At 34.9% G+C, this 21,372-nt stretch carries 19 protein-coding genes; 4 read left to right on the plus strand and 15 right to left on the minus strand.

The window, feature by feature from the left end; all coding sequences use genetic code 11:
• Window positions 1–19 precede the first annotated feature (19 nt).
• A complete protein-coding gene (locus GWR14_RS18580; protein ID WP_163410602.1) occupies window positions 20–1,138 on the plus strand; it encodes a C40 family peptidase in 1,119 nt (372 codons plus the stop codon).
• Here GWR14_RS18580 and GWR14_RS18585 read toward each other — a convergent pair.
• Together GWR14_RS18585 and GWR14_RS18590 are read right to left on the minus strand one after the other, a co-directional pair.
• Window positions 1,130–1,531 carry a response regulator gene (locus GWR14_RS18585; protein ID WP_163410604.1) on the minus strand — a complete coding sequence of 134 codons (402 nt, stop codon included), beginning with the start codon at window positions 1,529–1,531 and terminating at the stop codon, window positions 1,130–1,132. The genes GWR14_RS18580 and GWR14_RS18585 overlap by 9 nt on opposite strands.
• The gene (locus GWR14_RS18590) at window positions 1,521–2,945 is read right to left on the minus strand and encodes a sensor histidine kinase (protein WP_163410606.1); all 1,425 of its coding nucleotides are present in this window, start codon (window positions 2,943–2,945) and stop codon (window positions 1,521–1,523) included. Before GWR14_RS18590 ends, GWR14_RS18585 begins: the two co-directional genes overlap by 11 nt.
• 444 nt (window positions 2,946–3,389) lie before the next feature.
• Here GWR14_RS18590 and GWR14_RS18595 point away from each other — a divergent pair, with 444 nt between their 5' ends.
• Complete coding sequence (locus GWR14_RS18595; protein ID WP_163410608.1) at window positions 3,390–4,799, plus strand: APC family permease; 1,410 nt, start codon at window positions 3,390–3,392, stop codon at window positions 4,797–4,799.
• Window positions 4,800–4,876: 77 nt separating this feature from the next.
• On the opposite strand, the gene GWR14_RS18600 is transcribed toward GWR14_RS18595, so the two are convergent.
• The 11 genes from GWR14_RS18600 to GWR14_RS18650 all read right to left on the minus strand — a co-directional run bounded on the left by GWR14_RS18600 (window position 4,877) and on the right by GWR14_RS18650 (window position 17,043).
• The gene (locus GWR14_RS18600) at window positions 4,877–5,182 is read right to left on the minus strand and encodes a type II toxin-antitoxin system RelE/ParE family toxin (RefSeq protein WP_163410610.1); all 306 of its coding nucleotides are present in this window, start codon (window positions 5,180–5,182) and stop codon (window positions 4,877–4,879) included.
• Window positions 5,164–5,400: a hypothetical protein gene (locus GWR14_RS18605; RefSeq protein WP_163410612.1), complete on the minus strand. Its 237-nt coding sequence runs from the start codon at window positions 5,398–5,400 to the stop codon at window positions 5,164–5,166. The genes GWR14_RS18600 and GWR14_RS18605 overlap by 19 nt, the downstream gene beginning before the upstream one ends.
• Window positions 5,401–5,459: 59 nt before the next feature.
• Window positions 5,460–7,178 carry an ATP-binding protein gene (locus GWR14_RS18610; protein WP_163410613.1) on the minus strand — a complete coding sequence of 573 codons (1,719 nt, stop codon included), beginning with the start codon at window positions 7,176–7,178 and terminating at the stop codon, window positions 5,460–5,462.
• A 241-nt stretch (window positions 7,179–7,419) separates the two neighbouring features.
• Window positions 7,420–8,541, minus strand: a complete 1,122-nt coding sequence (locus GWR14_RS18615) for a sensor protein KdpD (protein ID WP_163410615.1) — start codon at window positions 8,539–8,541, stop codon at window positions 7,420–7,422.
• Window positions 8,542–8,623: 82 nt separating this feature from the next.
• Complete coding sequence (locus GWR14_RS18620) at window positions 8,624–9,700, minus strand: porin (protein ID WP_163410617.1); 1,077 nt, start codon at window positions 9,698–9,700, stop codon at window positions 8,624–8,626.
• 398 nt (window positions 9,701–10,098) lie between these two features.
• On the minus strand, window positions 10,099–10,650 hold the full coding sequence (locus tag GWR14_RS18625) for a K(+)-transporting ATPase subunit C (protein WP_163410618.1): 552 nt from the start codon (window positions 10,648–10,650) through the stop codon (window positions 10,099–10,101).
• A gap of 92 nt (window positions 10,651–10,742) precedes the next feature.
• On the minus strand, window positions 10,743–12,800 hold the full coding sequence (gene kdpB / locus GWR14_RS18630) for a potassium-transporting ATPase subunit KdpB (RefSeq protein WP_163410620.1): 2,058 nt from the start codon (window positions 12,798–12,800) through the stop codon (window positions 10,743–10,745).
• Window positions 12,801–13,096: 296 nt separating this feature from the next.
• A complete protein-coding gene (gene kdpA, locus GWR14_RS18635) occupies window positions 13,097–14,818 on the minus strand; it encodes a potassium-transporting ATPase subunit KdpA (RefSeq protein ID WP_163410622.1) in 1,722 nt (573 codons plus the stop codon).
• Window positions 14,819–14,952: 134 nt separating this feature from the next.
• Complete coding sequence (gene kdpF, locus GWR14_RS18640; protein ID WP_163410733.1) at window positions 14,953–15,030, minus strand: K(+)-transporting ATPase subunit F; 78 nt, start codon at window positions 15,028–15,030, stop codon at window positions 14,953–14,955.
• Between the two features lie 118 nt (window positions 15,031–15,148).
• Entirely contained in the window at window positions 15,149–15,430 is a 282-nt protein-coding gene (locus tag GWR14_RS18645; RefSeq protein WP_163410624.1) for a DUF7674 family protein, read from the minus strand.
• Window positions 15,431–15,696: 266 nt separating this feature from the next.
• A complete protein-coding gene (locus tag GWR14_RS18650) occupies window positions 15,697–17,043 on the minus strand; it encodes a sigma-54-dependent transcriptional regulator (protein WP_163410626.1) in 1,347 nt (448 codons plus the stop codon).
• Window positions 17,044–17,212: 169 nt separating this feature from the next.
• On the opposite strand from GWR14_RS18650, the gene GWR14_RS18655 reads away from it, so the two are divergent.
• Window positions 17,213–18,220: an LLM class flavin-dependent oxidoreductase gene (locus GWR14_RS18655; RefSeq protein WP_163410628.1), complete on the plus strand. Its 1,008-nt coding sequence runs from the start codon at window positions 17,213–17,215 to the stop codon at window positions 18,218–18,220.
• 70 nt (window positions 18,221–18,290) lie between these two features.
• Here the strand turns inward: GWR14_RS18655 and GWR14_RS18660 are convergent, their stop codons facing one another.
• Window positions 18,291–18,665 (minus strand): SpoIIAA family protein, encoded by a 375-nt coding sequence (locus tag GWR14_RS18660; protein WP_163410630.1) that lies wholly within the window; start codon window positions 18,663–18,665, stop codon window positions 18,291–18,293.
• Between the two features lie 193 nt (window positions 18,666–18,858).
• On the opposite strand from GWR14_RS18660, the gene GWR14_RS18665 reads away from it, so the two are divergent.
• Entirely contained in the window at window positions 18,859–19,479 is a 621-nt protein-coding gene (locus GWR14_RS18665) for a DUF4230 domain-containing protein (RefSeq protein WP_163410632.1), read from the plus strand.
• 84 nt (window positions 19,480–19,563) lie between these two features.
• Here GWR14_RS18665 and GWR14_RS18670 read toward each other — a convergent pair whose 3' ends face one another.
• Entirely contained in the window at window positions 19,564–21,321 is a 1,758-nt protein-coding gene (locus GWR14_RS18670; protein WP_163410634.1) for an aromatic amino acid hydroxylase, read from the minus strand.
• Window positions 21,322–21,372: the final 51 nt, after the last annotated feature.

Raw genomic sequence — 21,372 nt, forward strand, 5'->3', positions numbered from 1 at the left:
TTTAAAATCCCCCCAAATAATGCTTTTTAGGTATGTCGTCATATTTTTGCTTTTCAGTGCAAGTGTTTTTTCTCAGGATAAATATATTAAACATGTTATTTCAAAAGGAGACAACCTTACTGCTATTGCTAAAAAATATGGAGTAAAAACAAAAGACATTGAAAACGCAAACCCTAATGCACCTAAAATTTTAAAATTAAATTCGGTTTTATTAATTCCAGCTAAAAATCAACCTGAAGAAGTCAAAACTACTGAAACTGTTGCAGAGGTAATTCCCGGTTCGCATCAGGTATTAGCCAAAGAAACACTTTGGGGTATATCACAAAAATATAAGATATCAGTTGAAGATTTAAAAAAGGCAAATCCTTTACTGGAAAATGAAGGGCTTAAAATAGGTCAGCAGATTGTCATCCCTGCAAATGGCAGTCAGGAATTGCAAAAACCGATTGAAAATATCCAGCCAGAACTGGTTGAAGTTTTAAGGGAAGTTATGCCTAAGGAAACAAAATATGCTATTGCAAAAGAGTTCGGAATCACGGTAGTAGAACTGGAAAAACAGAATCCCGAAATCAGGAAAAAACTGCCAATAGGACATACTTTAAAAATCCTTATTTCAAAAGAAAAAGCTGAGGCTTTCCAGGCTTCAAAGGCAAATCAGGAAATAAAAGATACAAATTCAGAATCAATTCAGGTAGCTGATAGCACAACGATCAAAAAAGATTCAACATCAGTAATAAGGGTAAGCAATCACTCAGATTTGATTAATCAGTTGATTGTGAATGCAACAGGAAATATAGGGACCCGTTATCGTTCGGGAGGTACTACAAAAGCTGGTTTTGATTGTTCCGGATTAATGTATTGTACTTTTGGTAATTTCGATATTAAACTCCCAAGAAGTTCGATTGAGCAATCCCGGATTGGTACGAGAGTCAACACGGATGAAGCACAAAAAGGGGATTTGATTTTCTTTAGGACCAATGGAAGGCGACAAATTAACCACGTTGGAATGGTTGTAGAAGTTGTAGACGGTGAAATTAAGTTTGTTCATTCTTCAACTCACAGTGGGGTTATTATTTCATCTACAAAAGAGCCTTACTATCAAAGATCTTTTTCGCAGGTAAATCGTATTTTAGAATAAAGAATTAGAAATCAGCTGTCTTTTTAACTCTTCGACAGGTAAGGGCTTGTTTAAAAAATCAGTAACATTTTTGTTTCGTTTGATTTGTTTGATTTCGTCAGGATTTAAAGTTGAGGAGATTACATAAATTTGAGTTTCCTTTTTGATATCTTCATTTAGTTTTTGAAATTCGTTCAAAAATTCAAAACCGTTCATTATTGGCATTTGGATGTCTAATAAAATAATTAGTTTGTGGTTTTGTTCTTTATTATGTGTAACCCAATTCAAACCTTCCAGACCATTATTAGCAACAATAACCTGTTCAATATTTAGTACTTTTTTTAACAATTTCTGGGCAACAAGCTGATCAATCAGATTGTCTTCAATTAACAAAAAATCCGCTTTAGGTTCCATAAGAAGTTGGTATTGCGATTGTAAATTTGCTTCCGATATTAATTTCTGAAGACACAGAAATATTCCCGTGAATGTTTTCTACGGCTTCTTTTACGATATAAAGCCCTAATCCAGATCCTTTGTTTCGGTTTGTTCCGAAATACATTTCAAAAATATGGTCTATATTGTCATCTTTGATTCCGATTCCATTATCAGATATTTCTATTTTATTAAAACCATCCTGAATATAGGTTTTTATAGAGATAAACATTTCAGGTTTGCTATTGTCAGAATATTTGATGGCATTTGAAAGTAAATTGCTGATGATAATTTTTATACGTAAGCCATCACTTTTGATTTGGTCAACGGATAATTCTTGTTTGAAAGTTATTTTGTCAGCATTTTCAATGTGCATTAACTGTGAAATTGTATCATAGAATATTTCTTTAAGGCTTACAGGTTCTGTAATGACTTGTTTTCTCTTATTTTTTGAATAGTCAATAATATCAATAATAAACTGATCTTGTTTGATAAGACTTTCGTGCATTAAATGTAGATACTCTTTTATTTGTTCGATATCATCTTCTAATTGTGTTATTTCGATCAGCCCTTTTAAGGAGGTAATTGGAGATCGTAAATCGTGGGAGGCGCTATAAACAAAACGATCTAATTCATGATTGACCAGTATTAGGTTTTCATTTTTGGCTTCGATTTCTTTCTTAGAGGCCAATAACCTTTTCACCATTATTGAATAATAGAAACCAACGCTGCATACTATAATCAATGTAAAAATGATGTTAGTGAGTATAAGCAGATTTTTGATTTTTCGAGTTCCATCTCCAATAATACTTAAAAAGTTACGCTCATTAATGGTTAATTTATCACTTATAAATCCAATTTCCCGAAGAAATTTTATTTGATCAGAATGATTTAAAATATTGCTATTTGTTTTGATATTAATTTCTTCACCGATTGCTGATAATTTAATAATTAGTTTATCACCTTGTTCCCATTCATTAATAGCTTTAGATAAAAAAGAAACTTGTTTAAAGTTTTCAAATAGCCAAATTATATCGTCCAAATCTTCTGGATTGTTTCTGCCACTTACTAATGCTTTTCTAGCTATTTCATTGTCTCCAAATTTCAATAGCGTTTCTCTTGCAATACGAGCACTTTGTGGAACTTTTAGTTCCTGTTGATATAATTTCCATTTGCGTTTATCTTTTGTAAAAAGATAAGTTATAAGATGGCGGGAAGCGTCTTTTTGTCCTTTTGAATAGTGTGATTCACCGTTAATATAAGCTCTGTTAGCTGATAATATTTTGATTGTAAAAAAGTTAATACAAATTAGTAATGTACAGGAGATAAATACAATGAACAAAAGAATGTAAACATTAGTAAAGCGTAGATTTTTAAAAAAAAGACCCTGAAACATAATTTTAGAATTTGTAGTTAGAATTAAAATCTTTCAGCGTATTACGTAATGGGTTTTGATATTTTTTTTGGATTAAATTGAAATCAAGCAACTATTTGTCGATATTATTAAGTAATACATAAATTTAATAAAAAAAATAACTCGACTCAATAATAAGTATTTTTTTCTTGTTAAAATTTAAGTGCTTGAATAGATGTTTTTAGAAAGTCATTTTTCTTGTAATTATCTTGATATGTTAAAAAAGGGTATTGTTCTTATGAAACCAGGGTTTACGTAAGGGATAGGAACGACATCCTTTTATGGTGGGGTTTACCATAAAAGATAAAGTAGATAGCCCGACCCGCAGGGATACGCCCAAAAAATCAACTGCCTTAAATGTGTATTATAAAAAATATGGGATTTCAGAAAAAAGTATATCTTTAACCAACCAAAAAACCAAAAATAATGCAGGAAAACAACCAGGAAAATTTTAAGAGAGAACTAGGATTACTAGACGGGACCATGCTTGTGGTAGGTTCTATGATTGGTTCCGGAATATTTATAGTGAGTGCCGATATTGCCAGGCAGGTAGGTTCAGCAGGATGGCTGACATTAATTTGGCTGGTTTCGGGATTAATTACTATTATCGCAGCTGTGAGTTATGGCGAACTGAGTGCCATGTTCCCAAAAGCCGGAGGGCAGTATGTATACCTTAAGGAAGCATACAATAAATTGATAGCTTTTTTGTATGGATGGAGCTTTTTTGCTGTGATTCAGACCGGGACAATTGCTGCTGTAGGTGTGGCTTTTTCAAAATTTGCAGCGTATCTTTATGAACCTCTTAGTGACGAAAATATCTTATTTGAATTGGGAGATTTTAAACTGAATGCTGCACAAATCGTATCGATTGTTACGATCATTTTATTAACATATATCAATAGCCGAGGAGTGAAAAACGGGAAGGTTCTTCAGACCGTTTTAACCATTATCAAAATTTTATCATTGCTGGGCTTAATCGTTTTTGGATTAACACTTGCGGCAAAAGCCTCTGTTTGGGATGCCAACTGGACTGCGGCCTGGACACCCCATTCATATAATGTGGATAATGCTTCCTGGATTCCAATTAGTGGAAAAGCTTTAATAACAGGTATTTCTGCTGCAATGGTAGGATCATTATTCTCAAGTGATGCCTGGGTTGGAGTAACTTTTATTGCCGGTGAAATTAAAAATCCAAAACGTAATGTGGGTCTAAGTTTGTTTTTAGGAACTTTTATCGTTACGATTATTTATGTGCTGACAAACCTGATGTATCTGGCGGTAGTTCCAATGGATGAAATTGCAACAGCAAAATCAGACAGGGTAGCAGTAGTGGCTTCACAATATATTTTTGGTGATATCGGAACTTTGGTTATTGCCATAATGATTATGATTTCGACTTTTGCCTGCAATAACGGATTGATTATGGCGGGTGCCAGAGTGTATTATACAATGGCAAAAGACGGTTTATTTTTTAAGAAAGCAGCTGTGCTTAATGAGTTTAGTGTTCCTTCCTGGGCTTTATGGTCACAATGTATATGGGCTTCGGTTTTGTGTCTTACAGGTAAATACGGTGCATTGTTAGATTTCGTAATTATTATCGTTTTGATATTTTACATCTTAACGATCTACGGAATTTTTGTATTACGTAAAAAAATGCCGGAGGCGGAAAGACCATATAAAGCATTTGGTTATCCGTTTTTACCATTATTGTATATTGTATTAGCTTCGGCAATTAGTGTTTCGCTGCTAATCACAAAATTCTCAACTTGTGGCTGGGGAATTTTTATAATGTTGTTGGGAATTCCGGTTTATTATTTGACCAAACCGACAGACTAATTTAGTATAAATTGATTACAAAGTGCCTTGTTTTTTAGCAGGGCATTTTTTGATTAAGCATATAATAAATAGAAGTTTTAAGAAACTTGTACTTTTCTCTTTTCTTTACTCTGACGATTATCCCAAAACGATATAATCTCTATTCTATCATTATTGATTTCATAGAAGAGTAAATAGGTTTTCATTGGAATAACACGAGTAGTTTTATTAGAAGTAAGTCTTCCAATCAATTCATTATTAGATAGAGTTTCTAATAAATCTTCAACTTCTTCAAGAATTTTTGAGCTATAATCCGAATTTCCATTTCTGAGAACATAAAATTCCAGAACATTAGAAAGTTCAAGTTTAGCAAGATTGGACCAAACTATTTCTTTTTTAGCCATTCTTTCATTTCTGAAATTACATCTTCATTTTTGTGAAATTCACCTTTTTGGATTTGATTTCGGCTTGTTTCAATAGAAGTTTGTTGTTCAGAATTTAATTCATACAAAGACTGTTCAGAAGAATCAAAAATAGTTTGAAGTGCTTTTAAAAAGTTCATGTCTTTAGAATCTCTAATTCTTGAGATTAAATTCTCTTTTATTTGCGCAGTTATGTCCATGTCAAATACTTTTTAATACTCAAAATTAAAGATTTATTTTCAAAATCATGTTAAATAATTCACACTTTCAATGAAAACCAAAACGTACTTCCCAATCCCAAATTACTTTCAACCCCAACATTTCCATTTTGTGCCTCAATAAATTCTTTACTTATTGCTAAACCTAATCCCGTACCGGATTTCTGACTTCCCGGAACTTGAAAATATTTATCAAAAACGCGGTCTTTATATCGTGTATCAATTCCTTTTCCGGTATCGATAACCTGAAACACAATTTGGTTATTTTCTTTTTTCAGTTTGATGAGAATCGTACTTTTTTCAGACGAATACCGAATCGCATTTGATAAATAATTAATCAAAACCCAGCCTGTTTTTTCGCTGTCGGCTTTTACTTCGGTTAGGTTTTCATCAGCATCAACAACTAACTTAATCTGTTTTTGATCGGCTTGTACTTTTACCGCTTCAACAGCATAATGTACAATTTGATGCGGATTATTTTTTTCGATATTCAGCTGAATATTCCCTGTTTCCAACTGTGATAAATTCAGTAATTCACCTGTAATTTTCAGCAGTCGCTGACTGTCGTCTTTTATACTTTCGACCAACTGTTTCTGGTCGTCGTTCATATCGCCAGTTTTGGCATTTTGAAGTAATTGAAGACTTAGTTTTATAGAGGCAATTGGCGTTTTTAATTCGTGTGAAACGGTGGCAATAAAGTTGGTTTTGGCAAAGTCCAGTTCTTTAAAAAGCGTAATATTTCGCAGAATAATCACATCGCCAATATTGATTTCTTTTTCTTCTCCAGTTGGAACTATGGTGATGTTTAGAATTTCTTTTTCGAAATAACTTTCTTTCCCGTGAGCAAAGATTTTCAGAGGCTGCTTTTTAGGAGTATCTGAGTTTTCTTTTAAAATCAGAGAACGAATCAAATCATTTGACAAGGCCAGTTCCGAAGCTGATTTTCCGATAACATCTTCCAGTTTCAAACCAATAATTTTGAGGGCTTCATCATTGGCAAACAAAACAATATTCTCATTGTCCAGACCAATAATCGGATCATTCATATTATTAATAAGCGTTTCAAGGCGTTTCTTCTCGAAGAATAATTTATACAAATTACTGTCATTATATTCTTGAAGTTTCTGCGCCATCGTATTGAACGATTTTGCCAAATCTCCAAATTCGCTATGACTCGTAAAATGCACGCGTTCGGAATAATTTTTATTCGCAATTTCCTTAATACTCAGCGTCAATTCTTTTATCGGATTCGCAATATTATTCGGAAGATTAACCAATAGGTTAAAAGCAATTAAGAAGCATAAAGTGCCCACAATAGCAATCCATAAATTGGCATTTTCGGCAGTAAGTTTTGCAATATCGCTTTTCTGTTTTATGGCATCGAGATTCAGTTTCATAATAGCAAAAATATCCTGTCTTATTTGTGCTTTTAATGTCTCATTTGAACCATTTTTTTCTAAAAGGGCGAAGTTTTTTTCAAGGTTCGCTGTGGCTTCTTTTTCTCCAGGTTCGGTAACATTTTGGGTTTGTTTTTCAAGATATTCTTTGAAAACAGAAATCTTACCATCAGGGCTGGCTTTAATTTCGTCCAAAGACAAAATCATATTTCGGGAATATTCAAGTGTATTATAATTCGCTTTCAGAATATTCTCCGTGTCTGCTTTTATCAAAAAAACAGAATAGCCGCTAACCAGCGAAAGTATAATGATCATTGAAAATAACAATCCAACACCCAGATTCAATTTGGTTTTAATTCTCATTTTATAAAACATTTATTTTTTTTGGAACCATATAAGTTATATAAGGAAATATTAGAGTTACTTTTTTTTACCGCAAAGAGCGCAAAGTTTTACGCAAAGTTCGCAAGAGTATTTTGCTCGCAAAGTCGCAAGGACGCAAAGTTTTTTTCTAATTTTTGTGTGCTTTGCGCTCTTTGCGGTTAAAATTCAACGTTCCTAATTTAAATGAACTTATATAACTTATATGGTTTAAAAATTTTTTTCACGACAATATCACAAGATCGACATTTGATAAAGACAACTTGTTTAGCAAACGTCTGAAAATTGTTGTAGACAAAATTACTTTAAACAAATTAAAATGTGGTTTTCCGATGCACACCGTTGTAATTTGTTTTTCTTCTACAGCTGTCAAAATAGCATTCGTAATATTTGAATTTTCCACTTTAATAACTTCCGCACCCAATTGTACAGCGAGTTTAAAGTTATTAATTAAATGTCTTTGTTTGTCAAGCGCAATTCGGTTACTGCTTTCTTTTGGCGTTTCTACATACAAAACATACCAAGAACCGTTATAATAACTCGCCAATCGTGCCGCTTTTCTAATTATAATTTTGGCTGTTTTTTCATTACTGCTAATGCAGGCCAGTAATTTTTCATGTCGTAAAGCATGCAGATTCGGAACTTCACTTTCTACTTTTCGAACCACCTGACTCGCCACTTCTTTTAAAGCCAGTTCACGCAATTGCAGAATCTGTTCCGATTTAAAAAAGTTCGCTAAAGCCGTCTGAATTTTATCCTGTGTATAAATTTTTCCTTCTTTCAGACGTGCAATCAAATCTTCGGAGGTCAAATCGATATTGACCACTTCATCTGCCAATCGTAAAACATTATCAGGAATTCGTTCCTGAACATCAATATTGGTAATTCGTTTTACATCCTCATTTAAACTCTCAATATGCTGAATATTAACTGCCGAAATTACATTAATTCCCGCATCCAGAATTTCCAAAACATCCTGCCAGCGTTTTTCATTTTTGCTCCCTTCAACATTAGTGTGCGCCAATTCATCTACAATAACCACTTCAGGTCTGAGATTGATGATTGCCTGTACGTCGAGTTCTTCGAGCTGTTTTCCTTTATAAAAAATAGTCCGTCTCGGAATAATCGGAAGACCTGCAAGTAGTTCATGCGTTTCCTTCCGCATATGCGTTTCGATGTAGCCGATTTTTACATCGATTCCGTTTTTCAATAACGAATGCGCTTCCTGAAGCATACGAAAAGTTTTGCCCACACCAGCGCTCATCCCAATGTAGATTTTAAACTTTCCTTTCCGTGATTTCTGAATCAAATCCAGAAAATGCTGTGCGTTGTTTTCGTTTTCCATGTTTTGATAGTAAGAAGTTTTCTGTAAAATGTAAAATGGTTGGAAAATACATTTCACATTTTACAGAAAACATTTCACATAATTAGAAACTAATCGCCAAAGAAGTCGTTACAAACGTATTCGTATCTGTTGGCTGATTGTTTTTTGTGAAAATTTCATCTTTGCTTGATAGGTTTCTTGCTTCAATTCTAAACATAACATTATCAGTAATTAAGTAATCAAAGTTAGCCGAAAATCCGTACGTTTTAAATCCGTTTGGTGTTTCTGTCGCGATGATTACGCCTTTTTCGTCGCTGTAATATTCACCTCTTGCAGCCAGCTGTATTTTATCAGTTGGTTTGTATTGAAGAATTACTACAGGAGAAAACCAGACATCATATTTTTCGCTTCCTTTAGCCGATTGCTGAGAGCCAATGTCAAAACCAGTCGTTAAGTTTACTTTTTCGGCTACTTTAAATTGTCCGTAGAAATTATTGAAATAGCGCCATTTTTTATCTAGATCCGGCTGTTCATTTCCAACATAAGTACTCCAGTTTAAAGTCACATTATCAGATGGTTTAAAAGTAATCTGAGTTCCAAAAGCCGGTGTCTGATTACCTTCAATTTTTTCAATTCGCTGCCAGCCGTTCAAATACATTCCGGCCAAATACCATTTACCAGATTCAGACGTGTAGCCAATTTTTACTCCCGCTTCATAGTATGGTGAATTCTCCGCCAGAATGCTTCGGGTTAAATTTTGACAGTCTTTTCCAATTGCACTTTCAAAACCAATATGTGATGGCATAATTCCAGCATCGATCCATAAATTATGATTTTTAGAGATTTTAACTCCAACATTCGCTTCATAAACATTTTGCAGTAAACCCTGTTCTGCCGACATATTGTATTGCGGATAAGTTCCAGCCATAAGCGCAAAATTTCCGCGAACATTTTCTGTCGAATAATTCACTTTCGCCATTCCTAAATTCAGGTTCACTTCATTGCTTTTATTATAACTGTAAAAAAATCCTGGTCGAGTATGATTTTCAGGTTTTCCAAAATCGTAGCTGTAATAAACGTCTACATATCCCGAAAACGTAAACGGACTTTTAGATTCCTCTTGTGCGTGTAAATTGCTAAAACCAAAAGCGATTAAAGCAGTAAATAGTATTTTTTTCATTTTTGTGGTATTCAATTATTTATTAAGTAGATTTTTTAGGAGCTAATCCCGCTATCCGTTTCAATCTTTTTCTGGTCTCGTTTTTTTAACGAGACCAGAAAAAGGATTTCCACTACTATCGGGGCTAGGGCATTTGGGGTAAAAAGGCGTTTTTGTATTATTATAGATTTATATCCTAACAGGTTTCCAAAACCTGTTAGGTATTAATTGTAGAATTTAGTTTTCGATTCCAGTTTCCGTTCTGTTTGTCATTTCGACGCAAGGAGAAATCTTCGTTGCTAAGTCGACATAGATTGACATTCTTTGCGGAGCTACTTGCGAAGATTTCTCCTCCGTCGAAATGACAAGAATACGCAAGTAAAACCTATGAACCTTTGTCGCTTTGTTCCTTTGAACCTTTATTTCAACTGATCAAGCGCCACATTCAACTCCAAAACATTCACCGTTTCAGGGCCGACAACAGCCGAATTAATTTTAGATTCCACCAAAGCTTTTACTTTAGCTTCATCCAGTTTTCGCTCTTTAACAATGCGTTTTACCTGAATCAAAGCGCCCTGCGGCGAAATATTCGGATCTAAACCACTTCCTGAAGCGGTTACCATATCAGAAGGAATATCCGATTTCTTTAAATAGGGGTGAACCAATAAAAGTGTATCAATTCTTTTTTGAACCAAAGCCAGATACTCGGCATTGCTTGGGCCTTTGTTGCTTCCGGCACTTCCCGCTGCATTGTAATCTACAGCCGAAGGTCTTCCCCAGAAATAATTAGATTTGTCGAACTTTTGTCCGATTTTTTGATAACCGACAACTTTGCCGTTAACGGTGATAGTTTCTCCTTTTCCTTGATTTGGAGACAGCTGCCCTATCCCGTAAATGGCTAAAGGGTAGATAACGACGAATAACAATAGTAATGCTACTGTAAGTTTTATAAGTGAGAATATATTTTTCATTTTTTTTACTTTAGAGGTTCTAAGGAACTAAGGTTCTGAGAGACTAAGAAAAACTTAGCACCTTAGCATCTCAGAACCTTAGCACCTTTTTTTTACATAAATAGTGCAACAATCAAATCAATAATTTTAATCCCAATAAAAGGAACAATAATTCCCCCTAAACCATAAATTAAAAGGTTTCTTTTCAGGATGGCACTTGCTCCAATTGGTCGGTAATCAACACCTTTCAGCGCCAGCGGAATTAAAATCGGAATGATAATCGCGTTAAAAATCACAGCCGATAAAATAGCACTTTCAGGACTATGCAAATGCATGATATTTAAACCTTGAAGCGCTGGAATTGCAGTAATAAACAAAGCAGGAACAATGGCAAAATATTTAGCAACGTCATTGGCAATTGAGAAAGTAGTCAAAGTTCCTCGAGTCATTAAAAGCTGTTTTCCAATTTCGACGATCTCAATTAATTTGGTTGGATCATTATCAAGATCGACCATATTTCCAGCCTCTTTAGCCGCCTGAGTTCCACTGTTCATGGCAACACCTACATTGGCTTGTGCAAGGGCAGGAGCATCGTTTGTTCCGTCACCCATCATCGCAACTAGACGGCCTTCCGCTTGTTCTTTTCGGATGTAATTCATTTTATCTTCTGGTTTAGCTTCAGCAATAAAATCATCAACACCCGCTTTTTCAGCAATAAATTTAGCTGTCAAAGGATTATCTCCTGTAACCATTACGGTTTTGATTCCCATTCGGCGTAAGCGCTCAAAACGTTCTTTCATTCCAGTTTTGATAATATCTTGAAGTTCGATAACACCTTGAATTTCGTTGTTTTTAATGACTACCAAAGGTGTTCCTCCATTAGAAGAAATGGCCACTACTTGATCAGCGGTATCTTTAGGGAAAACATTTCCAGCTTGTTCAGCAATTTTTCTGGCAGCGTCTTGAGCACCTTTTCGAATGTTTGTTCCATCTTTTAAGATTACGCCAGAAGTTCTCGTTTCAGCAGTAAATTTGATGGTTTGGGAAATTTCAGAAGTATTTTTTAAGCTGCTTGCTTTCGTTTCACTTTTCACATCGATTGCTTCGCTTAATTCGAGAATACTTTTCCCTTCCGGAGTATCATCGGCAAGCGAACTCAAAACAGCCGATTTTACAAAATCATCAAAAGAAATTCCTTTCGTTGGATAAAAATTAGTTGCTTTTCGGTTCCCGATTGTAATCGTTCCTGTTTTATCCAAAAGTAATACATCAATATCTCCAGCAGTTTCAACCGCTTTTCCTGATTTGGTAATTACGTTGGCACGAAGTGCTCTGTCCATTCCCGCGATCCCAATTGCTGAAAGAAGACCTCCAATTGTTGTTGGAATCAAACATACAAAAAGTGAAATAAAAGCAGCAATTGTAATAGGAGCGTTGGCGTAATCTGCGAAAGGTTTTAAGGTTACGCAGACAATGATAAAGATTAAAGTAAATGCTGCCAATAAAATAGTCAGAGCAATTTCGTTTGGTGTTTTCTGACGGCTCGCACCTTCAACCAAAGCAATCATTTTGTCTAAGAAACTTTCGCCTGGCTCAGAAGTTACGCGTACTTTGATTTTATCCGAAAGTACCTTTGTCCCTCCTGTAACAGAAGATTTATCACCGCCAGCTTCACGAATTACTGGTGCACTTTCTCCTGTAATAGCACTTTCGTCGATAGTAGCAAGTCCTTCGATAATTTCTCCATCAGCAGCAATTAAATCGCCAGCTTCGCAAATGAAAATATCATCTTTTTTTAAGGTTGAAGAGCTTACGTTTTTAATTTCGCCGTTAGGTAAAATTTGTCTTGCAGGAGTTTCTTCACGGGTTTTTCTTAAACTGTCGGCTTGTGCTTTTCCTCGAGCTTCGGCAATAGCCTCGGCAAAATTTCCAAACAAAAGTGTAGCAAATAAAATAAGGAAGACAACAATGTTGTAAGCCAAACTTCCCTGATCGCTGGCACCCATTAAGATCGAAATACAGACTGCAAACATAATGGCAGTTCCAATTTCTACAGTAAACATTACTGGATTTTTAATCATCAATTTTGGGTTCAGCTTTACAAAAGATTGCACAAAGGCTTCTTTTACCTGCTGACTTTCAAATAATGATGTGGATTTATTAGTTGTCATTTTCTTGTAAAAAGTTAAATGTTATTTGTTAGATGTTATGCGTCTAAATAATATCGACATAGGATGGAAACATAGCCAGCGGTTTAAACCGCTGGGACGCAACGTATATGTCATCTTTGTCCCGCAATTCGTTTCCCGTGGTTGAAACCACGGGCTATATTTAAAATAGAAATGAACAATTTGTTATTTCAACTATGTGTTAGAAACTAGTTCCTTTTGCTTTATCCTTTTTTAGGGAAAGAAAAAATCTATGTTTCTATGTGTTTAAAATAATTTAAGCATTGAAAAATGAGTTGTTATTTTAGTGTAAAGTATTCTGCCAGAGGTCCAAGCGCCAAAGCTGGAAAGAAGGATAAAGCAGCAATAATAGCGATCACGGCAAAAGTCATGATTCCGAAAATAGTCGTATCCGTTTTTAGAGTTCCAGCACTTTCAGGAATGTATTTTTTATTGGCTAATAAACCTGCAATCGCAAGAGGTCCGATAATCGGAATGAAACGACTTAACAGCAAAATAATTCCGGTTGTAATATTCCAAAACGGGTTATTATCGCCTAAACCTTCAAAACCAGAACCGTTATTGGCAGCACTCGAAGTATATTCATATAACATTTCGGAGAAGCCATGATTTCCAGGATTGTTTAACCAGCCTGTCGCGTTGCCACTGAACCAGTAACCCATTGCAGTATCATGAGCAGCAAAATAAGAAGCTAAAGCAGTTCCAGCTAAAATCAATAATGGGTGGATGATGGCAATAAAAGCAGCAATTTTTACTTCCCGAGCTTCGATTTTCTTTCCTAAAAATTCAGGAGTTCGACCAACCATTAAACCAGAGATAAATACAGCAAGAATAATAAAGATGTAAAAGTTAAGGTAACCCACACCGCATCCGCCATAAAAAGCATTGACCATCATGGCTAATAACTGCATTGCTCCAGAAACTGGCATCGAACTATCGTGCATACTGTTTACAGATCCTGTAGAAATTACCGTTGTGGCAATGCTCCAGAAACCTGAAATGGCTGGACCAAAACGAACTTCTTTTCCTTCCATCGCTCCGGTTAATTGAGAAACTCCCATTTTTTCAATAGCAGGGTTTCCATTCATTTCGGCAGTCATTGTTGGAATTACCAAGAGTAAGAATCCAACTGTCATGACTCCAAAAATGATATAAGATAATTTTCTTTTGTTTAAGAAAAATCCAAGTGCAAAGATCATTGCAAACGGAACAATCATCTGTGCCCAAAGCTCAACAGCATTGGTGAAATAAGTTGGGTTCTCTAATGGATGTGCTGAGTTAGCTCCGAAGAATCCGCCTCCGTTTGTACCTATATGTTTAATAGCTATAAAAGCTGCAGCTGGTCCTCTTGAAACTTCAACTTGATCACCTTGTAAAGTGGTAATAGCATCTTTTCCTTCAAAAGTCATAGGAGTTCCGCTAAAAACTAATGCAATTGCTACAATTGCAGAAAGAGGAAGTAAAATACGAGTACAGCTTTTAACTAAATTATTATAAAAGTTTTCAAGTTTGTCTGTTGTTCTTTCGCGCATTGCAACGAAAACCATCACAGCAGCAGCGATTCCAATTCCTGCTGATACAAATTGCAGAAACATTAGCATCATCTGTGATAAGTATGAAAGACCGCTTTCGCCAGAATAATGCTGTAAGTTACAGTTCACTAAAAATGAAATGGCAGTATTAAAAGCCAAATCGGGTGTCATTGACGGATTATTATCCGGGTTCAGTGGTAAAGATCCTTGGAAAAGTAAAACGAAAAAGCAGATAAAAAACCAAAGAAGGTTGATGTTCAAAAGTGCTTTTAGATGCTGTTTCCAGTTCATCTCTTCATTAGGGTTGATACCACTAATTTTAAAAATAAGCTTTTCAATTGGATTGAAAATCGGGTCAAGAATTGTTTTATCTCCTAAGAAAACCTTGGCAATATATTTTCCGAATGGAATTGCCAGAACAATCGTCAAGAGAAAAACTCCTATAACAGCTATTAATTCTGTATTCATATTTTATTTGTTAGAAATTATTTTATTTTTTTGCATTTATAAAAATAGAACCAGCACTATGAAGGCTAACGCCCAGGCTGCGCACGCATATAATAATGGTGTGTTTTTATTTTTATAATTTGATTTTTTCATTTTTAAAATTTTTCGGGTTTGATTAGTACATAAATCAAATAGGCGAAAACGGCGATTGAAATAATAAATAGTGCGGTCATGATTTAGATTTTTTCAAAGAATTCAACTGACAGAAAACAAATAGCAAATAATAAAACTGCCAAAGCGAGAAGAAGAATGGTGATCATAATTTTAGATTTTTATAATGTAGATTTTAGATTAAACACCAGAGGCATTAACCTGTTTGATGTATTCTGCTTTAAGTGTTTGCGGGAAAAGATGTGAAATATTACAGTGGCGCATTTCCATAAAAGAGGAAACAGAGAAAACATACACATTTGAAATGGCATTTTTAGTTTCCATACTTCCAGTATTAAATAACCGTTCAGCAAGAGCCAGACATTTTTTAGCCCGAACGATATTACCGCAGATAATTGATTTTTTAGTAATCTCGGCAAACCGTTCCGCTTGTTTATAGATTGAGGTAACTTGATTTTTCATGAGAAGGATTTTTATTGTTCTTCCTCCTTATGCCAAAAGATGTTCCGAAAAAATGAAGTTGTGTGTAAAGTGTTGTAAATAAAAGAAATGGGTTTTTATGCCAAAAATTAGCCATAAAAAAAGCCTATCATTTTGATAAGCTTTTATTGAAATGATAAGGTTGTTACCTTTCCTGCAAGGTTTTTAAAACCTTGTAGGTATTCTATATTATAGTTTAAGTATTTCAAAAATATTTAAACCTACAAGGTTTTGAAAACCTTGCAGGATTACGGCTGAATATTGTACTCCTCTAATTTTCTATACAAAGTCGCAATTCCAATTTCCAGCAATCGAGCCGTTTCTGCTTTATTACCTTTCGTATAATTTAAAACTTTTTGAATGTGTAGTTTCTCAACACTCTGCATAGAGAACGCCGACATTGGTTTTGAATTATTTTCAGCTTGATGCTGCATTTCATAAGGCAGCACATCTGCAGTTAAAATATCGCCGTTACTCAAAATAACCGATCTTTCGATCACATTTTTAAGTTCGCGGATATTTCCCGGCCAAGAATAATTTTCTAATTTCTGAAGAAAATCATCACCAATCTGTAATGCCTTTTTATTTGTTTTTGCTGCAAACTGTTTAACGTAATAATTCGCCAAAAGCGGAATATCTTTAACTCGCTCTCGTAAAGAGGGCAGTTTGATTTCAAAAATATTCAAGCGGAAATATAGATCAGAACGGAAACGATGCGCTTCGCTTTCTTCTTTTAAATCACGGTTTGTCGCCGCAATTAACCTGAAATTTGATTTTTTAGGAATGGTGTCTCCAACCGGAATATATTCGCTGGTTTCTAAAACACGTAATAATTTGGCTTGAAGATCAATCGGCATTTCGCCAATTTCATCCAGAAATAAAGTCCCGCCGTTGGCCTCTTCGATAAATCCTTTTTTATCTTTTAAAGCTCCCGTAAAAGCACCTTGTTTATGACCAAAAAGTTCGCTTTCCAGAATTTCTTTGCTGAAAGTACTGCAGTTCAAAGCCACAAAAGATTTTCCTGTACGATTACTATTCTCGTGAATCGCCTGTGCAAAAACTTCTTTTCCTGTTCCGGTTTCTCCTGTCAATAAAACAGTCGAATCGGTTTTGGCCACTTTTTGAGCAAGATCAATAACTTGTTCAATTCCTTTAGATTTACCAATAATAGTAGAAAAAGAATATTTGTCGTTGATGCGTTTTTCTAACTGCTGTACTTTTTTCTGCAATTGTACTTTTTCGACAGCTTTATACAGAAGCGGAATAATTTTATCGTTATCATCACCTTTGACAATATAATCGAAAGCGCCATTTTTCATCGCCTGAACGCCATCTGGAATATTTCCGAAAGCAGTAAGGAGAATTACTTCTGTTAAGGGAAAACTGTTTTTTATATTTTGTAGAAAATCAACTCCATTTCCATCGGGTAGTTTTACATCACACAAAACAACATCAATATCAGTTTGTTCTAATTTTTTAAAACCCGATTTTAAATCTTTGGCTTCAAAGACTTCGAATCCTTCTGATTTTATAATTCGTACCAAAAGACTTCTCAGTTTTTCTTCGTCGTCTATAATTAAAATTTTGTGTGCCATTTGATGATAAAGCTAAAAGCAGCATTGGATTTTGAAATACAAAGTTAGGTTTAAAATCATTTGAGTTACTTCTTTTTTACTTGAATTAAAATATTATAATTCAATTAACATCGCAGAATTTATGCTTTCATTTTAAATGGATTAATTTTGTAAAAAGATATTTATTTACATGAAAAATCCGATTTCACTCTCCATATTAGAACTCGCTATTATCAACAATGACAGTAATGCAGCAGAAACATTAAATAAAACAAAAGAAATTGCACAATTAACAGATACTTTAGGATACAAAAGGTTTTGGCTTGCCGAACACCACAATATGGCACATGTGGCCAGCACGGCAACTGTGGTTTTAATTGGATATGTCGCTAGTCAGACACAAAACATTCGCGTAGGTTCCGGCGGAATTATGCTTCCTAATCATTCTCCTCTAATCGTAGCTGAGCAGTTTGGAACTTTAGAAACATTGTATCCGGGCCGAATTGATTTAGGTTTGGGGAGAGCTCCCGGAACGGATCAGCCGACTGCTGAAGCTATTCGAAAAGATTTCTTCGAACAGGCACAGCGGTTTCCGCAAAATGTATCAAAATTACAGGAATATTTTTCGGAAGAAAATGCTACAGCAAAAGTGCGTGCCTTTCCTGCTGAGGGAACAAAAGTACCAATTTGGATTTTAGGTTCCAGTATGGAAAGTGCTTCTTTGGCGGCAGCTTATGGCTTTCCGTATGCTTTTGCAGGACATTTTGCGCCACGCCAGATGTATCAGGCATTCGAATTTTATCGTAATAATTTCCAGCCTTCAAAAGTTTTGGATAAACCAAAAATGATGGCTTGTGTAAATGTTATTGCAGCCGATACAGATGAAGAAGCCGAAAAACTGTCGACAAGTTTGTATCAAATGTTTTTGAATTTAATTCGAAATGACCGTAAAGGACTTCAGCCGCCTGTAGATTCCCTTGACGACATTATGAGCGAAGAAGAGCGTTTTCATGTCAATCAGATGACTGCATGTTCATTTGTGGGAAGTAAAAAGCAACTTGCAGCAGATTTGAAAAAGTTTATTGATTATTCCCGAATTGACGAGTTGATGATAACCAGTCCAATTTTTGATCATCAGGCTAAATTGAAAAGCCTGCAGTTGACCAAAGAAGTAATCGATGAATTGAATAATAAGTAAATCGATAATTTTTTATAAAAAAAGTGGCTCATTTTGGGCCACTTTTTAGTTTTATATCATGTGTAAGTTTTTAATCTAAATCAATTTTTTCTGCGGTCCAGTCAATAGCCAGTAAGTAATCTTCTTTTTTGAAACCTTTAAATTCCCCTGGCATTATTTTATTGAAAACCTTAGTGAAATTTATCATTCTCTGGCAGTCTGTTACAATCGCAGCGCGTGTCCATTTGCTAAGATTTTTTATGCTCAGTAATGCTTCGTGCAGCCAGGCTCCTAAAGTAAAATCGGTTGGAGAATTGTCAAAAAATAGTAAATAGTTGAGTTTGGGAGTGTCATCAATTAAAAGTTTCACTTCTGAAGTAACAAAATCAACATCTCCTTTAATAATACTTCCGGCTGTTTTGAAGCCAATCATATTCGGCGGCAATTCTTTAATTTTTTCAATCATGACATTTTAATTTTGCAGGTTAAATTCATTTTTCACAAATTTAAAAGAAAGGCTTTTTGTGGGGTTATGTAAAAAAAGGTTAATCTTACATAATTCCAATGTTTGCTATTTATTTTATCAAAAAGGTTTCAGAAATAGCTCGGGTATTCTTCTTAAAAAACATTAAATTAGCTATATTATTTAAATCGAAATTATGCTTAAAAGAATCTTAGCCGGAGCCGGAATCATCATCTTAGTAATACTTGCTTTTAAATACTGTGAATTTAAAAAAGATGATGACTCAACGATTGAGTATAACACCAATCTGATTCAGCAACAAATTCTGAATGTAGGTAAACTGGTTGTTACAGAAGGGCATTTTTCTGAAGTTATCACGTATAAGAACCAGGAAAAGTATTTGATGGATATGATTTCTTTTGAAAAAAAAGCGCTTGTTGTTGTAAATGCAAATGTTACGGTTGCCTACGATTTGCATAAAATGAAATATGATATTGATGAGAAGAATAAAACAATTACCATTCTCAATATTCCGAAGGAAGAAATTACAATTAATCCGGATATTCAGTTTTATGATGTGGAGCAGAGTAAGCTGAATCCTTTTACCGGAGACGATTACAATAAAATTAACAAATCGGTAAAAGCGAATCTGGCTAAAAAAATCGACAAATCGACACTCAAAACAAATGCTCAAAACCGATTAATAAGCGAATTGTCCAAGATTTTAATCATGACCAATTCAATGGGATGGAAATTACAATACAATGGAAAAACTATTGAATCCGAGAGTGAGTTTAATCAGGATTTGAAACTTTAGAAATAAATTAAAACACAAATTTCACGAATTAACACAGATTCATTTAGTGTTAATTCGTGAAATTTGTGTTTTAATTGGATATTTTTAAACCGCTTCTTTATCAAAAATTAAATCCAGTCCGCCTGAAATTAAATGTGCAATTTCAGGACGTTTTTCTTTCAGTTGATCCAGATAAACTAATACTTCTTGTAAAAGCTGTTTCTCGTCAGAATCTTTTAAAAGTTCTGTAACTTCAACAGAAAGTAACCAATCAGCAGGATGATCTTTTTTTAGTTTTTCAAAAACAGCTTTAAGTTCAGATTTAGAATCTTTATTATCCCGAATGTTTCGGACAGTCGAATATAAAATTTCCAGATCATCACGCTCCTCTGTATGTTTTGCTTTGATTGTTGTCGTTTTAGGAACATTATTAATCAGGTCAAAACTATTTACATCGGCTGGACCTGAAAATGCCGAAACTACTTTTTTGCCAATAGCCATATCGTAATTTCCCCATTCCGGCTGAAACAGAATAGTTTCGCCGTGTGTTACGGTACAATTTCTAAAACTGATCAGAATAATTTCTCCGTGTAAATTTCGGGAGCCGGTTATGATTTCGCCTTCAACCATAATATTGCCTTCAAATTCCAGTTTTACAGTTTCGCTTTCTACGATTCGGTACGCTTGCAAATCTTTTGGACTCATATCTTCAATTGCCAGATTGAAACCTTTTAGTTTTCCAATCGGACTGCCAAATCCATGCGGATGTGTTAAGGTTCCGTGACCCACCAATTCTTTTTCACGGTAGGATAAGGCTGTTTTTCCTGTTGTCTGAATATAAACAGGTTTTCCTTCTTCTTCAATGACATTAGTAAAAATACCCGAAATTTGTAACCCCGTACTCAGTTCAATTGTTCCCAAAGCATTTGACTGAATCAGTTTTTTAATTCCCGAAAGTCCTCCGGTCCTTAAGGCCATTTTATTGGCAAATTCTTCTAAAATCAAACTCAGATGTGAAAAAGTTGGCGTTACATATAATTGAGGCTGTAACTGTGTAATGTCAAAATTCTGATTTGCAGCCGAAATATCATAAGGGATTTTCTTTACGTTATCGGTCATGCACCAGGCGCTTTCACCAATTGAGGAAAGCAGTCCTGCACCGTAAATTTTAGGATTTTCGACCGTTCCGATTAACCCGTATTCAACAGTCCACCAGTGTAAATTTCGAATCTGAGCCATTTCAGATAACTCGCCCATATTGTTTTGTAAATCTGCAACTGCTTTTTCGGCTTCATCGATTTTTTCCTGAGGTGTATCTTCTGCTTCCTTCAATATTGAAAGCAGTCGGATCGCTTCATACATCTGATAATCTTTATGAGATGAAATCGCTTTGCATCCAATTTCTCCAAAACGACGCAGATATTCAGCATATTCAGGATTTGCAATAATAGGAGCGTGGCCTGCACCTTCGTGAATGATATCCGGTGCTGGCGTATATTCAATATGTTCTAATTGTCTGATATCTGAAGCGATAACCAAAACATTATAAGCCTGAAATTCCATGAAAGCATTTGGCGGAATAAACCCGTCAACGGCTACGGCTGCCCAGCCAATTTCGGTCAGGATTCGGTTCATACCATACATGCTCGGGATAGAGTTAATCTCGATTCCGGTTTTTTTCAAACCATCCAGATACGAATGATGTGCAACTTTCGACAAATAATCTACATTTTTACGCATCACATACCGCCAAACCGCCTGGTTAATAGGTGTGTAATCACCATAATCCTGAGGCTTGATGAATTGCTTTAAATGTTTTGGCAATCTTTCTAATAATGGATTTGTTTCGATGTTTGGATTCATTTGGAATAGCTGTAGGTTGAAATGTAAAATTACGAATTTAAGGAGTTTGAA

Origin of the sequence: Flavobacterium ajazii (assembly GCF_010614725.1) — a bacterium.
In the GTDB taxonomy this organism is placed as follows: domain Bacteria; phylum Bacteroidota; class Bacteroidia; order Flavobacteriales; family Flavobacteriaceae; genus Flavobacterium; species Flavobacterium ajazii.

Coding starts and splice junctions, on each gene's coding strand:
- GWR14_RS18605 (WP_163410612.1), bottom strand. CDS start 5,400: ATGGACATAACTGCGCAAATAAAAGAGAATTTAATCTCAAGAATTAGA.
- GWR14_RS18665 (WP_163410632.1), top strand. CDS start 18,859: ATGCTTAAAAGAATCTTAGCCGGAGCCGGAATCATCATCTTAGTAATA.
- GWR14_RS18625 (WP_163410618.1), bottom strand. CDS start 10,650: ATGAAAAATATATTCTCACTTATAAAACTTACAGTAGCATTACTATTG.
- GWR14_RS18600 (WP_163410610.1), bottom strand. CDS start 5,182: ATGGCTAAAAAAGAAATAGTTTGGTCCAATCTTGCTAAACTTGAACTT.
- kdpF (WP_163410733.1), bottom strand. CDS start 15,030: ATGACCGCACTATTTATTATTTCAATCGCCGTTTTCGCCTATTTGATT.
- kdpB (WP_163410620.1), bottom strand. CDS start 12,800: ATGACAACTAATAAATCCACATCATTATTTGAAAGTCAGCAGGTAAAA.
- GWR14_RS18580 (WP_163410602.1), top strand. CDS start 20: ATGCTTTTTAGGTATGTCGTCATATTTTTGCTTTTCAGTGCAAGTGTT.
- GWR14_RS18660 (WP_163410630.1), bottom strand. CDS start 18,665: ATGATTGAAAAAATTAAAGAATTGCCGCCGAATATGATTGGCTTCAAA.
- GWR14_RS18610 (WP_163410613.1), bottom strand. CDS start 7,178: ATGAGAATTAAAACCAAATTGAATCTGGGTGTTGGATTGTTATTTTCA.
- GWR14_RS18595 (WP_163410608.1), top strand. CDS start 3,390: ATGCAGGAAAACAACCAGGAAAATTTTAAGAGAGAACTAGGATTACTA.
- GWR14_RS18585 (WP_163410604.1), bottom strand. CDS start 1,531: ATGGAACCTAAAGCGGATTTTTTGTTAATTGAAGACAATCTGATTGAT.
- GWR14_RS18590 (WP_163410606.1), bottom strand. CDS start 2,945: ATGTTTCAGGGTCTTTTTTTTAAAAATCTACGCTTTACTAATGTTTAC.
- GWR14_RS18650 (WP_163410626.1), bottom strand. CDS start 17,043: ATGGCACACAAAATTTTAATTATAGACGACGAAGAAAAACTGAGAAGT.
- GWR14_RS18615 (WP_163410615.1), bottom strand. CDS start 8,541: ATGGAAAACGAAAACAACGCACAGCATTTTCTGGATTTGATTCAGAAA.
- kdpA (WP_163410622.1), bottom strand. CDS start 14,818: ATGAATACAGAATTAATAGCTGTTATAGGAGTTTTTCTCTTGACGATT.
- GWR14_RS18620 (WP_163410617.1), bottom strand. CDS start 9,700: ATGAAAAAAATACTATTTACTGCTTTAATCGCTTTTGGTTTTAGCAAT.
- GWR14_RS18655 (WP_163410628.1), top strand. CDS start 17,213: ATGAAAAATCCGATTTCACTCTCCATATTAGAACTCGCTATTATCAAC.
- GWR14_RS18645 (WP_163410624.1), bottom strand. CDS start 15,430: ATGAAAAATCAAGTTACCTCAATCTATAAACAAGCGGAACGGTTTGCC.
- GWR14_RS18670 (WP_163410634.1), bottom strand. CDS start 21,321: ATGAATCCAAACATCGAAACAAATCCATTATTAGAAAGATTGCCAAAA.